Annotated in this window: 9 protein-coding genes and 1 pseudogene; 7 read left to right on the forward strand and 3 right to left on the reverse strand. The window is 60.2% G+C overall.

All coding sequences use genetic code 11. The features are described from left to right. Both ACW9IN_RS06540 and ACW9IN_RS06545 read right to left on the reverse strand, forming a co-directional pair. A pseudogene (locus tag ACW9IN_RS06540) lies at positions 1-205 on the reverse strand (ribonucleotide-diphosphate reductase subunit beta); the annotation flags it as partial. Positions 206-765: 560 nt separating this feature from the next. Next, the gene (locus ACW9IN_RS06545) at positions 766-1035 is read right to left on the reverse strand and encodes a DUF2790 domain-containing protein (protein WP_457365114.1); all 270 of its coding nucleotides are present in this window, start codon (positions 1033-1035) and stop codon (positions 766-768) included. A 395-nt stretch (positions 1036-1430) separates the two neighbouring features. On the opposite strand from ACW9IN_RS06545, the gene acs reads away from it, so the two are divergent. The 7 genes from acs (at position 1431) to argR (ending at position 9401) form a co-directional block, all read left to right on the forward strand. Next, positions 1431-3386 carry an acetate--CoA ligase gene (acs, locus tag ACW9IN_RS06550; RefSeq protein WP_457365115.1) on the forward strand — a complete coding sequence of 652 codons (1956 nt, stop codon included), beginning with the start codon at positions 1431-1433 and terminating at the stop codon, positions 3384-3386. A 621-nt stretch (positions 3387-4007) separates the two neighbouring features. Continuing rightward, positions 4008-4793 carry an ABC transporter substrate-binding protein gene (locus ACW9IN_RS06555; protein WP_457365116.1) on the forward strand — a complete coding sequence of 262 codons (786 nt, stop codon included), beginning with the start codon at positions 4008-4010 and terminating at the stop codon, positions 4791-4793. 91 nt (positions 4794-4884) lie between these two features. After that, positions 4885-5574 carry an ABC transporter permease gene (locus ACW9IN_RS06560; protein WP_457365117.1) on the forward strand — a complete coding sequence of 230 codons (690 nt, stop codon included), beginning with the start codon at positions 4885-4887 and terminating at the stop codon, positions 5572-5574. Next, positions 5571-6269 carry an ABC transporter permease gene (locus tag ACW9IN_RS06565; protein WP_457365118.1) on the forward strand — a complete coding sequence of 233 codons (699 nt, stop codon included), beginning with the start codon at positions 5571-5573 and terminating at the stop codon, positions 6267-6269. Before ACW9IN_RS06560 ends, ACW9IN_RS06565 begins: the two co-directional genes overlap by 4 nt. 1 nt (position 6270) lies before the next feature. Next, complete coding sequence (locus ACW9IN_RS06570; RefSeq protein WP_457365119.1) at positions 6271-7383, forward strand: succinylglutamate desuccinylase/aspartoacylase family protein; 1113 nt, start codon at positions 6271-6273, stop codon at positions 7381-7383. 27 nt (positions 7384-7410) lie between these two features. Continuing rightward, a complete protein-coding gene (locus ACW9IN_RS06575; protein WP_457365120.1) occupies positions 7411-8175 on the forward strand; it encodes an ABC transporter ATP-binding protein in 765 nt (254 codons plus the stop codon). A gap of 245 nt (positions 8176-8420) precedes the next feature. Next, positions 8421-9401, forward strand: coding sequence for a transcriptional regulator ArgR (gene argR / locus ACW9IN_RS06580; RefSeq protein ID WP_457365121.1), 981 nt, complete (start codon positions 8421-8423; stop codon positions 9399-9401). A 6-nt stretch (positions 9402-9407) separates the two neighbouring features. On the opposite strand, the gene ACW9IN_RS06585 is transcribed toward argR, so the two are convergent. Continuing rightward, on the reverse strand, positions 9408-15275 hold the full coding sequence (locus ACW9IN_RS06585) for a dermonecrotic toxin domain-containing protein (protein WP_457365122.1): 5868 nt from the start codon (positions 15273-15275) through the stop codon (positions 9408-9410). Positions 15276-15438 lie beyond the last annotated feature (163 nt).

The raw sequence follows: 15438 nt of genomic DNA on the forward strand, positions 1-15438 counted from the left end.
CGGCGATGTCGAGTTTGTCGAGGGCGGCCTTGGCGCGGATGATGGCGGCGGAGTCACTGGCGGTGACGGCGCGGGCTTCAACGGCGGCGGCGGCACCGGCACCGTCGAGACGGTCCATGGTGGCTTCGGCGTTTTGGGTGGCGGTGGTGCCTTTGGTGGCTACTTCGCCTTCATCTTCTTTGTCGAATTCGTCCCAGCTCAGCATGACGTGTCGTCTCCTGCGTGAGGGCTCAAAGGTGCCCGTGTGAAACCGGATGGTGGGGTGTCACACGGCCCTGAGGCCGCGGTGGATCTTAAGGAATCGTTTGTTGCAGCTTGTGCACGCATTAAACGCAATTGGGTGTTCGGGTGCTCTGCGTGAGGCTTGAGGTGCGGAGCGGTGGATGCTTGCTCCAGCGGGATGCCTCAGGTCTGGCTCTCCATCCCTGTGTAAAGGGATATTGCAGGCCCGATTTACCCGCGCATTGTAGGGGAAAAAAAGCGGTTTGTGTTGGGGGGGATGGTCATGGATCGCGGACAAAAAGCCTGCTATTTGAGCCAGAGTGAGGGTTTACAGGGGGTTGGCGGGGTGATGGGCGGTGGAGGTATTTTGTTGGGGCTGGAGAATGGTGGCTTTTGCTGATTGCAGTGGTGTGGCGGCTATCGCTTTCGCGAGCAAGCCCGCTCCCACATTTGGATTGAGGTGTGGTCGGGATTGGTCCTTGGCCGCAAGAACGATTTCTTGCGGCGGCCAAGATCCGGGTTTGATTCTAACTTGAGACGTTATTAGCCGTTAGAGCAACCGTTGCCCATCACTTGATAATTAAGAATATGTCGCTGGCCGTGGGAATCTTCATATTCCATCTTCACCGGCACAACTTCGCATACTTCCGGAATAGTGCTCATGAATAAAACTTTGGCTACGTCGAGGTGGGTGCTGTAGGTGTAGTCCTCGACAATCGGGGCGTTCTGGCCGGCCAGTTCGGTCGGGGCTTCGTCGGCCAGGGCGGCGGTGGCGCACAAGCTGCTGAGGGCCATGACTACTAAAGCTTTCATTGCGTATTTACCTTTTTACGGTCGAAAGGGAGCACGGGCCCTTGTGAGGCCACGTGTGTAACTAGAGAGTTGGAAAGTTCGGATTAACGTTGCCTTCGTGGGGGCTGTTGCGTTGTTAATCGCGGTGCCTTGTTAGCGGAGTTGATTTTAGGCGTGCGGGTTATATTCATATACCCGTGCTTTTGATAAACACTGTTGGCCATTTTTGTAACAATCCCGTGGTAAAGCTTTTTTCATAAACCCGCAAAGCGCCACGGGGCGCGGGCCAGAGCGGCACAGGGGGATAGCAGGGCAAAATGTAGGGGCTTGTTACTACCATCGTCGAATGGTTCTATGGGGCGCCCCCGGCTACAACAGGGCCATACAACAACAACTATGTCACCGAGGTAAGAAAGATGAGTGCGGCTTCCCTGTACCCCGTTCGCCCCGAAGTAGCAGCCAACACGCTGACCGACGAGGCGACCTACAAGGCCATGTACCAGCAGTCGGTGGTCAACCCCGATGGTTTCTGGCGCGAGCAAGCCAAGCGCCTCGACTGGATCAAGCCTTTCACCACGGTGAAGCAGACCTCGTTCGACGATCACCATGTCGACATCAAGTGGTTCGCTGATGGCACCCTGAACGTTTCCTACAACTGCCTGGACCGTCACCTCGCCGAGCGCGGCGACCAGGCGGCCATCATCTGGGAAGGCGATGACCCTTCCGAAAGCCGCACCATCACCTACCGCGAACTGCACGAAGAAGTCTGCAAGTTCGCCAACGCCCTGCGTGGTCAGGACGTACACCGCGGCGATGTGGTGACTATCTATATGCCGATGATTCCCGAAGCAGTGGTGGCCATGCTGGCCTGTACCCGTATCGGTGCGATTCACTCCGTGGTGTTTGGTGGTTTTTCGCCGGAGGCCCTGGCCGGTCGCATCATCGACTGTAAGTCGAAGGTGGTGATCACCGCAGACGAAGGCATCCGCGCCGGTAAGAAGATTTCCCTCAAGGCCAACGTCGACGACGCCCTGACCAATCCGGAAACCAGCAGCATCCAGAAAGTCATCGTGTGCAAGCGCACCAATGGCAACATCAAGTGGAACCAGCACCGCGACATCTGGTACGAAGACTTGATGAAAGTGGCGGGCACTGTGTGCGCGCCCAAGGAGATGGGCGCCGAAGAAGCCCTTTTCATCCTTTATACCTCCGGTTCAACCGGCAAGCCCAAAGGCGTGCAGCACACCACCGGCGGCTATCTGCTGTATGCGTCCCTGACCCATGAGCGCGTGTTCGACTACCGCCCGGGCGAGATCTACTGGTGCACCGCCGACGTCGGTTGGGTCACCGGCCACACCTATATTGTCTACGGTCCGTTGGCCAACGGCGCGACCACGCTGCTGTTCGAAGGTGTGCCGAACTATCCGGACATCACTCGGGTAGCGAAGATCGTCGACAAGCACCAGGTCAACATTCTCTACACTGCACCGACCGCCATCCGCGCCATGATGGCCTCCGGCACCGCCGCCGTGGAAGGTGCCAACGGCAGCAGCCTGCGCTTGCTGGGGTCGGTGGGTGAGCCGATCAATCCGGAAGCCTGGGACTGGTACTACAAGAACGTCGGCCAATCCCGTTGCCCGATCGTCGACACCTGGTGGCAGACTGAAACCGGCGGCAACATGATGAGCCCGCTACCGGGCGCCCATGCGCTCAAGCCGGGTTCGGCGGCGCGGCCATTCTTCGGCGTGGTGCCGGCACTGGTGGACAACCTGGGCAACCTGATCGAAGGTGCCGCTGAAGGCAACCTGGTGATCCTCGACTCGTGGCCAGGCCAGGCCCGTACGTTGTACGGCGACCATGACCGCTTCGTGGACACCTACTTCAAGACCTTCCGTGGCATGTACTTCACCGGCGACGGTGCGCGCCGCGACGAGGACGGTTACTACTGGATCACCGGGCGCGTGGATGACGTGTTGAACGTGTCCGGCCACCGCATGGGCACCGCCGAGATCGAGAGCGCCATGGTCGCGCACCCGAAAGTCGCCGAGGCGGCGGTGGTGGGTGTCCCACATGACATCAAGGGCCAGGGCATCTATGTGTATGTCACCCTCAAGAATGGCGAAGAACCCAACGAAGCGCTGCGCCTGGAGCTGAAGAACTGGGTGCGCAAGGAAATCGGGCCGATTGCCTCGCCGGACGTGATCCAGTGGGCGCCGGGCTTGCCGAAGACCCGTTCGGGCAAAATCATGCGCCGTATCTTGCGCAAGATCGCCACGGGTGAGTACGAGGGCTTGGGCGATATCTCCACCCTGGCAGACCCGGGAGTGGTGGCGCATTTGATCGATACGCACAAGACCATGAACGTCGCGTAACACGAGGTTGGTCAGGTAAGGCCCCATTCGGTGTAAGCCGGGTGGGGCTTTTTTGTGGGGCGCAGTTCGATACCACTGAAAAAAACGGGTCCCATAGTTGGATTGCATTTCAAATCAGGGCCGGTGAGCTGTCTGACGGCCTTACTCAACACAGAGGCCAATAAATATCGGTTTCTCTCGTGGGAAGTTTCCGAATGTTACCGCCGACCCTGAATGTGTAACCCCACGCTCAAACATGAGGCAAAGTGCTACGCCTGCGCGTCTGAAAACCGCGTTTTAGACATGCCTGGAAATTAGATTAAACGCCAGACTTGCCGTGCTAGAAGGGTTTGCGAATAATAGGCCCGCAATTTGCAGCATCAGCAGGTTTAATGTCTTTTGTCTCTGCATAAAATCCAGGGACTGTCAATGAGCTGGATCCGCTTTCTCAGTGCTTCTGTAAATTGTTGTCGCATTGAGGAAATATCGGCTTCCGGCCTGTCGTTAGAATGCCGATCACTCGCTCGTCGTCTCCGGTGTGTATCCGGTGTAAGACGCAGCACCGCTATTCGGTTTCCCTTACGTCGCATCGTGGGCCATGGCTCATACTGCTGTTTTGCCCTATACCGATGGAGTCCCAAGATGAAGAAACTCGTGCTGTTGGGCGCCCTGGCGCTGTCCGTGCTGTCCATGCAGGCTTTCGCCGAAGGCAAGCCTCTGAAAATTGGTATCGAAGCGGCTTACCCTCCGTTTGCCTCCAAGGCACCGGATGGCAGCATCGTGGGTTTTGACTACGACATCGGCAATGCGCTGTGCAAGCAGATGGACGTCAAGTGTACTTGGGTCGAACAAGAGTTCGACGGCCTGATCCCGGCGCTGAAAGTACGCAAGATCGACGCGATCCTGTCGTCCATGTCCATCACCGACGACCGCAAGAAGTCCGTGGACTTCACCACCCGCTACTACCTGACCCCGGCGCGCCTGGTGTTGAAGGAAGGCACCACCGTCAGCGACAGCCTGGTCGAGTTGAAAGACAAGAAGATCGGCGTGCAGCGCGGTTCGATCCACGACCGTTTCGCCAAGGAAGTGCTGGCTCCAAAGGGCGCCACCATCGTTCCTTACAGCACCCAGAACGAAATCTACCTGGATGTTCAAGCCGGTCGTCTCGACGGTACCGTGGCTGACGCGACCCTGCTGCAGGACGGCTTCCTGAAGACCGACGCGGGCAAAGGCTACGCGTTCGTCGGCCCGGCGTTCACCGACGTCAAATACTTCGGTGACGGTGTCGGCATCGCGGTACGCAAGGGCGACAAGGAAAACCTGGACCGCATCAACGCAGCCATTGCCGCGATCCGTGCCAACGGCGAGTACAAAAAGATCCAGGACAAGTACTTCGATTTCGATATCTACGGCGCTGACGCCAAGTAAATCGTCGCAGCTGTCTGTCCCAAATGGCGCAAGCAACAGAATTCCTGAGGTTTGCGCCATTTTTTCATCCCCCTTTTCGAGGACCTGAATCATGTTGAAAGGCTACGGGGCCGTCATCCTCGATGGCGCATGGTTGACGCTTCAGCTCGCCTTGTCGTCCATGGCCTTGGCCATTGTTCTGGGTCTGATCGGGGTTGCATTGCGCCTGTCGCCGGTGCGTTGGCTGGCCTGGCTGGGTGACCTTTACTCCACGGTGATCCGCGGGATCCCCGACCTGGTGCTGATCCTGCTGATTTTCTACGGCGGTCAGGACCTGCTCAACCGCGTCGCGCCGATGCTCGGCTATGACGACTATATTGACTTGAACCCCCTGGCCGCCGGTATCGGCACCCTGGGTTTCATCTTTGGCGCCTACCTGTCGGAAACCTTCCGTGGCGCCTTCATGGCCATTCCCAAGGGGCAGGCTGAAGCCGGCCTGGCGTATGGCATGAGCAGCTTTCAGGTGTTTTTCCGGGTGATGGTGCCGCAGATGATCCGTCTGGCGATCCCCGGGTTCACCAACAACTGGCTGGTCCTCACCAAGGCCACCGCGCTGATTTCGGTGGTGGGCCTGCAAGACATGATGTTCAAGGCCAAGCAGGCGGCAGACGCCACCCGCGAGCCTTTTACCTTCTTCCTCGCAGTGGCGGCGATGTACCTGGTGATTACCAGCGTCTCGTTGCTGGCGCTGCGTCATCTTGAGAGGCGCTACTCGGTAGGCGTAAGGGCGGCTGATCTATGATCTTCGACTACAACGTCATCTGGGAGGCCATGCCGCTGTACCTTGGCGGCCTGCTGACCACCCTGAAACTGCTCGCCATTTCGCTGTTCTTCGGCCTGCTCGCTGCCTTGCCCCTGGGCTTGATGCGGGTGTCCAAGCAGCCGATCGTCAATGGCGCCGCCTGGCTCTACACCTATGTGATTCGCGGCACGCCGATGCTGGTGCAGCTGTTCCTGATCTACTACGGCCTGGCGCAGTTCGAAGTGGTGCGCGAAAGCGTCCTGTGGCCGCTGTTGTCCAGTGCCACGTTCTGTGCGTGCCTGGCCTTTGCGATCAACACCAGCGCCTACACCGCCGAGATCATCGCCGGCAGCCTCAAGGCCACGCCCAATGGTGAAATCGAAGCGGCCAAGGCCGTGGGCATGTCGCGCTACAAGCTGTACCGCCGCATCCTGTTGCCGTCGGCCCTGCGCCGTGCGCTGCCGCAGTACAGCAACGAAGTGATCATGATGCTGCAGACCACCAGCCTGGCCTCCATCGTCACCCTGATCGACATCACCGGTGCCGCGCGCACGGTCAACGCCCAGTTCTACCTGCCGTTCGAGGCGTATATCACCGCCGGTGTTTTCTACCTGTGCCTCACTTTCATCCTGGTGCGCCTGTTCAAGTTGGCCGAGCGCCGCTGGCTGAGCTACCTGGCTCCACGGAAGCATTGATATGGAACGTATCGATCACCTGTTGCCCTGGGGGCACCTGGGCTGCGAGCGCCAACTGAGCGTGTTTCGCTTCGGCAGTGGCGAGCGCAAGGCCTATATCCAGGCCAGCCTGCATGCCGATGAGTTGCCGGGCATGCGCGCCGCCTGGGAGCTGAAAAAACGCCTCGCCGAGCTGGAAGCACAAGGCGCCCTCAACGGCGTGATCGAGCTGGTGCCTGTGGCCAATCCAATGGGCTTGGGTCAGTTGCTGCAAGGCAGTCATCAGGGGCGTTTCGAGATTGGCAGCGGCAAGAATTTCAATCGCGATTTCGTCGAGCTGAGCGAGCCAGTGGCGGCGCGGGTCGACGGCAAACTGGGAGATGATCCCCACGCCAACGTGCGCCTGATCCGCCAGGCCATGGCCGACGTACTCGACGCGCTGCCCGAGCCGAGCAGCCAGTTGCAAGGCATGCAGCGCCTGTTGCTGAGCCATGCCTGCACCGCCGATGTGGTGCTCGACCTGCATTGCGATGCCGAGGCTGCGCTGCACATGTACGCGCTGCCGCAGCACTGGCCGCAGTGGCGTTCACTGTCGGCGCACCTGAACGTGAAGGTCGGCCTGCTGGCGGAAGACTCCGGTGGCAGCTCGTTCGATGAGGCCTGTTCGCTGCCGTGGTTGCGGTTGTCGCGCCTGTTCCCGCAGGCGCAGGTGCCTTTGGCTTGTCTGGCGACGACCCTGGAGCTGGGCGGTCAAGCCGATACCGGCCGCGACGAGGCGATCTTTCATGCCGAGGGCATCCTCGCGTTCCTCGCCGAGCAGGGCCTGATCAAGGGTGAATGGCCTGCGCCGCAACACGAACCCTGCGAAGGCGTGCCGTTCGAAGGCACCGAATTGCTCTTCGCCCCCCACGCCGGCGTCATCAGTTACCTGCGTCAAGCCGGTGATCGGGTGGAGGCGGGCGACCCCTTGTTTGAAGTGATCGATCCCCTGACCGACCGCGTGAGCATCGTGCGCGCGGGTACGTCCGGGGTGTTGTTTGCCGTTGAACGGCTGCGTTATGCCCAAGCGGGTTTCTGGCTGGCCAAGGTGGCGGGGCGCGAAGCGCTGCGGCACGGGCGCTTGCTCAACGACTGACCACCTGTTTTTGTGAGAACCGACCGCATGTACAAACTTGAAGTCCAAGACCTGCATAAACGCTATGGCAGTCATGAAGTGCTCAAAGGCGTGTCCCTGGCCGCCGCGGCTGGTGATGTGATCAGCATCATCGGTTCCAGTGGTTCGGGCAAAAGTACCTTTTTGCGCTGCATCAACCTGCTGGAGCAGCCCCACGCCGGCAAGATTCTGCTCAACAACGAAGAGCTGAAACTGGTGGCCAACAAGGACGGCGCCATGAAGGCCGCCGATCCCAAGCAGTTGCAGCGCATGCGTTCGCGCCTGTCGATGGTGTTCCAGCATTTCAACCTGTGGTCACACATGACCGCGCTGGAAAACGTGATGGAAGCGCCGGTGCATGTATTGGGCGTGTCGAAAAAAGAGGCCCGCGAAAAGGCCGAGCATTACTTGGCCAAAGTCGGCGTGGGTCATCGTAAGGATGCGTTCCCCGGGCATATGTCCGGTGGCGAACAGCAGCGCGTGGCCATCGCCCGTGCCCTGGCGATGGAGCCCGAGGTGATGCTGTTCGACGAACCCACCTCGGCACTGGACCCCGAGCTGGTCGGCGAAGTGCTCAAGGTGATGCAGGACCTGGCCCAGGAAGGCCGTACCATGGTGGTGGTGACCCACGAAATGGGCTTTGCCCGTGAAGTGTCCAACCAGTTGGTGTTCTTGCACAAAGGCATCGTCGAAGAGCGTGGCAACCCGCGTGAAGTGCTGGTGAACCCGCAGTCGGAGCGCCTCAAGCAGTTCCTGTCCGGCAGCTTGAAATAATCAAGGCTGCTTTTGTGCATTTAAGTAGTGCATGCTCCACAGTCTTGAGTTTGGCCTTGATCCCCTGTGGGAGCTGGCTTGCCTGCGATAACGGTCTATCAGAAACAGATTTGCCCACTGATGACCGCTATCGCAGGCAAGCCAGCTCCCACCTTTGATCGCAGTTTGTTTTGAGATTTGTTTTGGTTTCCGGGCTAGCATTGGCCTTTGTCTTCATTACCGTTACTCGCTTCGGATAGCACTCCATGACCGCCCATAAAATTGGTTTCCTGATCTGGCCCAGCACAAAGGCACTGACGCTTGCGCTGGCTGAGGAGGCCTTGCGCGTGGCGCAGCGGGTGCATCCGGAGGTGGTCTACGAGCTGTCGTTCCTGCTCGCCGAGCCTGCCACCGACGGCGCCTGGCAATTGCCGGGCGAGGCATGGGCCGGAAAGCTCGAAGGTTTCCAGAAACTGTTCCTGCTGGCGGACGAACCGCCGACCGTGGTCGCCTCCCAACTGAGCACCGCCCTCAAGCAGTTGGTGCGCGCCGGGTGTGTGATCGGCGGCTTGTCCGCCGGCGTTTATCCATTGGCCCAGCTCGGTCTGCTCGACGGCTACCGCGCCGCCGTGCACTGGCGTTGGCAGGACGATTTCGCCGAGCGCTTCCCCAAGGTCATTGCCACCAGCCATCTGTTCGACTGGGACCGCGACCGCTTGACCGCCTGCGGCGGCATGTCGGTACTCGACCTGCTGCTGGCGGTGCTGGCCCGTGACCACGGTGCCGAGCTGGCCGGGGCTGTTTCCGAAGAGCTGGTGGTGGAGCGAATCCGCGAAGGCGGCGAGCGCCAGCGTATTCCGCTGCAAAACCGCCTGGGCTCCAGCCATCCGAAGCTGACCCAGGCGGTGCTGTTGATGGAAGCCAATATCGAAGAACCGCTGACCACCGACGAAATTGCCCAGCATGTATGCGTGTCGCGACGACAACTCGAACGCATTTTCAAGCAATACCTCAACCGCGTCCCCAGCCAGTACTACCTGGAATTGCGTCTGAACAAGGCGCGCCAGATGCTTATGCAGACCAGCAAGTCGATCATCCAGATCGGCCTGTCGTGCGGCTTCTCCTCGGGGCCGCACTTCTCCAGTGCCTACCGCAACTTCTTTGGCGCCACCCCTCGCGAAGACCGCAACCAGCGCCGCAGCAGCAGCCCGTTCGAGCTGTCGTCGGTGCCTGCCGAGCGTGGCTGAGTCACCTCATTCTTCCTGCATCGGCGCAAACGGCTGTGGGAGTGGGCTGCCTTGTTCATCCCGTGTAGCTTCGTCCACCTGAAACTCAATGCCTGTGCGCTCGAAGTAGCGCCTGAGGTAGTTCAGGCTTTGGGCTGACAGCGGGTTACCGCTCAAATCGCAGTCGCCATCGAAGGGAGGAATCATTTCCAGCAGGTCGGCGGGGATCTCCGAGATCTGGTTTTGGCTCAAGTCCAGCGTTTGCAGTTCGGCCAGTTGGAACACTCCGGGCGGCATTGTGCGAATCTGCGTGCTTCGCAGGTGCAGGGAGGCCAGCTGGTTCATGCCAGTGACATCGGGGGGTAGGGTCAGAGGATTGTGGCTCATGTCGACGATGTCCAGGGTGCTCAAGTCGGCGAAAGCGCGCGCGGTGTCGGCTGTCAGGCTGATGGCGCAGTCGTTCAGTTCAAGGGTGGACAGTTTGGGCATGCTGAACAGTGCATCAGGCAACGTCCCCAGGGCGCAATGGTGCACGTTCAAGGTTTGCAGGTTGGGAAAACACCTTAGCGTGCCGTCCAGAGAAGTGGTGGTGCCGTTCCCGGTGAATTCGAATCGCGAGATATGTTCAAAACGCGCACTCAGTTGCGGCAACGCGCCCAGAATCGGGGTGTCGAGGCTCAGGCTATGGGTCAGTTCATCCTCGAGGTTTTCTTCGTCTTCCGCACTTTCGCGGCGCCAGGCTTGTTCCAGCAGGGTCTTGAAGTTACCTCGTTCCAGTTGTTCCCGGGCTAGGGCGGCGTCATCCAGCGCGACATCCAGGATCGGGTGACGCTGCGGTACATCCACGACCCATTCCTCAAGGTCTGTGGTCAGTTGTGCATACTCGGCCTCAAGGCGTGTGAGATGCCCGGCGACATCGTCCATGGCGCCGGGCAGCATGAAGACAAAACGATTCGCTTCGTTCTCCAGCAGCAGCGGGTAGAGCGCCTCGACTTTTTCGCGTTCGGCCAGCGGGCTTTGGATATTGAAAAACTCTCCGGTGCGTTGGCAGTAGGTCTTGATCAGCTCAAGGCTGCGGCGCGATAGCGGGTTGGCGTAGAGGTTGACGTTGTGGGTTGCCGTGACAGGCAGCGTGATGCTGGTATCGGGCAGCTCTTCGATGGCGTTGAAGCTCAGGTTGATGACTATGGACCGGTCTTGGCTCAGCAAACCTGGAGGAATTTGTCGTAGGCCGGTGTCTTGCAGCATGACACCCTTGAGGCGGGTCAACTGACGGAAGTCCGGCACGAGACCAAGCGGGTTGTGGGCCAGGTCCAGGTGTTCCAGGCGGGTCATGCCTGCCAGCGCCTGGCGGCTGGTCTCTGACAGGGTGACGCCGCAGCGTGACAGATCCAGGTGCGTGAGCGAGGGCAAGTCGAATACCGATGGTGGAATATCCCCCAGTTTTGCGTTCTGGATACCGAGAATATCCAGTGCCGTAAAGCTCTTGAGAAAGTTATTGGGCACTAAAGGACCGCGATTGCCGTCGATGCTCAGGTAGCCAATATGCTTGAACCTGGCACTCAGCGCAGGCAGGTCTCCAGCCAGGACCGGAGGCAGCGATAGCACATGCACCTGTTGTGTGTCCTGCGGCGTTTCCCGGCGCCAACTTTTTTCCAGCAGGCGATGCAGGGCCTGCCGTCTGGCTTGTTCAAGGTCCGGCAACTCTGCCTGGCTCGACCACTGGGCCAGCTCTTTGAGCAGGGTTTGCAACTCATCGGCCAATCGTGCCAGTTCGCGCCTGCCGGCTTCGATATCCCCGGGCAGACTGAAGATGAACTTGTTGACCTCATCGTTATTGAGCGAGGGGAAGAGCAGGCGTGTATCCCGCTGGTCGACGTCGGCAGCGTCGGCCTCCCAGTAAGTGGCATGACGCTGATAGTAGGTTTTGATGCGCTCCAGTGTGGGCAACGAAAATGGGTTGTCGGACAGGTCGAAACGCTGACTGATCGAGGGCGACAGATCGAACAGCGTGGGCGGGAGTTCGCGGATGCGGTTGCCACTCAGGAAAACCGTTTCCAGGTTCTGCAGGTTCAGCAGGCCGGTGGGTATTCGATCAATCCCGGTACTGGACAGGTCGAGTACTTGCAGATCGCGCATCGCTTGAACATCCGGTACCTGGCCCAGGGGGTTCTGGTGCAGGTTCAACGCTTCCAGGCGGCTCATCGTTGCCAGTTGCGCGGCGCTTTCGGCGGTCAGGGTGATATGGCAATTGTCCAGGCTCAAGACACGCAGGTTTGGCAACGTGTTGATTGCGGACGGCCATTCGGTGAGGGGAATCTCCCGGATTTCCAGGTGTCGCACACGAGGACATCGTTCGATAAAACGTGCGACCCCCAAGGTACCTTCGGTGCCCAGGATCGACAGAAGCGAGATGTGCGTCAGCTCATTGCCCAACTCGGGCAGTTCACCCAGGATTGGCCATTCAAGGCGCAGTGTGAACCCGTCACGCGCAGGGTCCTCGTAGTAGTTGTCGGCCTCGGTTTCGCGGCGCCAGCTGCGCCGTATCTGCTCGGCAATGTGGCGGCGGTTTTGCCGCTCGTAGCGGCGCCGGCCCGCACTGAGAGGGGTGCCGGTGCGGGGATGTTGCGCCGGAATGTTTTGCTGCCAGTCCGATAGCGACGACTCGAGTTGTGCGTAGTCGGCTTCCAGTTCCGTGAGGGCTGCATCCGTACCGCCGGGGTGCGCTTGCAAGTGATCGATCAACTGTTGGATCTGTTGCTCTTGCAGAATGGGAAACAGCGTCCGCGCGCGCTGTTGCAGTGTGGGCGGCTGGGCCGGGGCCGGGGCTTCGCCGGCGTAGCCTTCGGTGTTGCCGAGCAGTCGCAGGGTTTCGATGCGCATGGGTTCGGCCTTGGGTGTGTCGAGCAGCACGCGCAACGTGTCGCGTGCCAAGGGGCCCCGGGCCAGGTGCTGGCGCAGCTTGAGTCCGTCATGGATCTCGATGCCCAGTGCTTTTCGTTGTGCATCGGGCAGGGCGTGCAGAATGGCGCCGTACAGGTCGGTTTCGCCGAACAGTGCGTGACTGCCTTCGTACGGCGCGTACAGGCCCGAGTCGAGGCGAACCAGTGTCCTGCGGACAGGCGCGTCAGCCGGGCCAATGGCATTCCACAACGCGCCATCGACACTGAGGTGCCGGGCTTCCAGGTAAACCTGGTCCGACCAACCCGGCAGCAGTCGCAGGGTGTTAAGGGCCAGCCGGTCCGTGTCGACGCTCTGCTGCGAGTCCAGATATAGGCCTTCGTAGGCACGGTTGAGCCGCACTTCCTGGAGCGCGGCCTGGGCCAGGTCGGCCAGGCGGGGTGGGGTGCGTCGCTGGTCCATTGCCTCCAGCTCCGCGCCGCTTGCGTCGCTCACCAGCCGATCTGCCACGCTCACCGGCAACCCCGGCGTGCTTTCCAGCAACTGTCGGGTGTAAGGCGTTGTGGCGTAGCCCAGCACACCGTAACGTGAGTCGAACAACGACGCGCGATGGCGTTCGGCCTGTTCTGCCAGGCGTTTGCGCAGATGGCGGGTGCGGGTGTCCAGGCTTAGTTGCGGATCACCGATGCGTTCGCTGAACTGGGTACGCAGTTCATCCGGTGTCAGGCGTTCGAGGACCGCCCTGAGCAGATCGTCGTTTTTCAGCTGGGCCTCGTGGATTTGCACCGCAGGTTTGGTCTGATCGCCAAACCTCCAGGTGACTTGACCCTGAGCGTTGAGAACACGCAGCGATTTGCCGGGCGGCCAGTTGCCGTGGGTGGTCAGCAGTTGCAGCAGGTCCTGGGGGTCGATGCTGCGCCACGCCTCGGGGGCGTCACTGCGCAGGTTATCGATCAACTGCTGGAGCTCGCGGTCGATGCGCAGGCGCGCCAGGCTGTCGTCAAGCAGGGGCGGCACGGGTTGGCAATCAACGTGCATCTTGCGCAGCGCGTTTTCCTGCACGCCACTCAGGCTCAGGGCGAGTTCGCGATCTGCCGCGCTCAACCCCTGTGCCTTGTGGCCCAGGCGGCGCAACAGGGTGGCGCGGTCCCATTGCAGTGGGCGCTCCAGCTCGGTGTGCCAGGCGCCTGCGTGATTGTGACGCACCAGAGGGGCATAAGCGTCGGGGCGTGTGGGGTGTTTGATCCTGTAATGCGCGCTGTTGGCGGTTTTTTCCACGGCGTACAGTTTGCCCTCCAGTGCCAGCATCGATTCACTGCGTACACTGTGCAGGCCGTGCTCATTACGACTCGTGCCTGACGGCAGGCTGAGGTCACGTTGATAGGGTGACAGGTCAGGCTTCCAGTAGCGTGTATTGCCGTTGGCCAGGGTCACCGGCTTGAAGCGCTCGATGAATTTGACCACCTTCTCGGGCAACGCTTTACGTAACTCCGCCACGCCAATCGTGCTGCCGACGCCGAAGCCGCCCAGTTCCACCAGCGATTGGAGAACGCTCATCAAATGGCTGAAGGCCTCACGTGTATCACCTTCGGCCCAATCGACTACCCCCTCGAATACCTCGTCGAGCAGTTGATAGGCCATGTAGCCCAGCATCAACTCGCCCAGCCCGGGAATGAACGGCGTGACGACCAACAGCGCGGCGTTGAGGATCGATGCTGCCACGTTCACAAAGGAGTCCCACAGCGCCCAGCGGGCCTTACGATCGACATCGGCGGTCGCCACCGCCTGGCTGCGCGCATCGTTGAGGATTTGGTTGAGTTTCTGCTGATACAGGTGCAGCCACACGTCACCGTTGATCGGTGTGACGACAAATTGCAACTTGGGGTCGTCAGTCGGTTGCATTCGCCAGGGGGCCAGGCCGCTGCCGGGTTTGGGGGGATGCCAGGTGATTCGCCCCAGGCGTTGGCTCAGGCCGGCGAAAAACACACCACGGTGTTCGTGGGCGACAAAGCGGCTGAAAAAGGCTTGATAGTCAGGGTCGCGCAGTTGTTGCGTGATGGCCTGCTTGAAGGCCAATGGCGAGGCATATTCTTTGAGGGGATGCTGCGGGTCGTCGGGCACATAGGCCAGCAGGCGCGGTACTGAGCGGATGCGTTCCAGATCGGGGGAGAGCAACAGAATGCCGCTCAGCGGTGCCCCCATCATGGTCAAGTCCTGGCAGCGCAGGGGCAGGTCGCCCAGTTTCAGGTCGCTATGGCCCAGCAGTAAGCGTTCGATCTGCTGCGCGTAATCGTCCTGGATATCACCGCGCAGGCGTGCCAGTCGCAAGGCTGTACGCAAGGCGGCTTTCTGGCTGGCGACCACTTTGAGTTTCAGGACTGCCGCGCTGACCGGCTCGGTCATGCCCAATTGCTCGCGCAGATAACGCTGATATGTTGCACCGATGTCGAGTTCGCGGCACAGGCTGGTGAACGTGTAGACCGTGAGGGTTCGTCGCAGGGTTGGCAGGGTTTTGAATTGCCCGCTGGCGGAGGGGCGGGTGATGAAGGTGGAGGCGGGTTCGAACGCGCCTTCCACGGTTTCATCGTGTTCGAAGTTATGCAGCGCGGCATCCAGCAGGGACACGGTCCAGGTGCGTGCGCCGCCGGATGGGATCCCAAGCCAAGGTGTTTTAAGGGGAATGTAGAGGTGCAGAAAGGTCTCTGTGCTGTCGATGTCCAGACCGTAGCGGGTCGACAGCGCCTGTTCCAGCATCTCTTGGGCAAATGCCTGAGGGCTTTTTACGCTTTTGAGTGCGTCATCCACCGCATTTTGCGCCTGCCAGTGAGCGGCATTAAGGCGCTTGAATTCGACGTCTGGCGGCAAGGGGCGCGGCGTGGCTTGGGCCAGTGCTTGTCGTTTGGCGCTGGAGGCCATGCCCAGCCAGGCTGGAATGGCGCTTTTGAGGGGCTGATAGTGGCTGTCGGGTTGGGTGGGGGCAGTGGGTATAGGCATGCTGAAGCTCTGATGGACAATAAAGCGCCTCAGTAGATCAGCGTGTTTCACGCCGCCGGCCTTAGATAGTTAGTTTAAACTGCGCCATTGCGATGCTATTTGTCGCATTGGCGTAAACCCGCCAAAATCGCGGGTTGGCGCTATAAGAAGTTGTCGCTTGGCG

It is taken from the genome of Pseudomonas sp. SDO5271_S396, assembly GCF_054071795.1.

Bases quoted from the DNA above. Each gene is read 5' to 3' on its own strand.
- ACW9IN_RS06545 (WP_457365114.1), bottom strand. From the start codon at position 1,035: ATGAAAGCTTTAGTAGTCATGGCCCTCAGCAGCTTGTGCGCCACCGCC.
- acs (WP_457365115.1), top strand. From the start codon at position 1,431: ATGAGTGCGGCTTCCCTGTACCCCGTTCGCCCCGAAGTAGCAGCCAAC.
- ACW9IN_RS06555 (WP_457365116.1), top strand. From the start codon at position 4,008: ATGAAGAAACTCGTGCTGTTGGGCGCCCTGGCGCTGTCCGTGCTGTCC.
- ACW9IN_RS06560 (WP_457365117.1), top strand. From the start codon at position 4,885: ATGTTGAAAGGCTACGGGGCCGTCATCCTCGATGGCGCATGGTTGACG.
- ACW9IN_RS06565 (WP_457365118.1), top strand. From the start codon at position 5,571: ATGATCTTCGACTACAACGTCATCTGGGAGGCCATGCCGCTGTACCTT.
- ACW9IN_RS06570 (WP_457365119.1), top strand. From the start codon at position 6,271: ATGGAACGTATCGATCACCTGTTGCCCTGGGGGCACCTGGGCTGCGAG.
- ACW9IN_RS06575 (WP_457365120.1), top strand. From the start codon at position 7,411: ATGTACAAACTTGAAGTCCAAGACCTGCATAAACGCTATGGCAGTCAT.
- argR (WP_457365121.1), top strand. From the start codon at position 8,421: ATGACCGCCCATAAAATTGGTTTCCTGATCTGGCCCAGCACAAAGGCA.
- ACW9IN_RS06585 (WP_457365122.1), bottom strand. From the start codon at position 15,275: ATGCCTATACCCACTGCCCCCACCCAACCCGACAGCCACTATCAGCCC.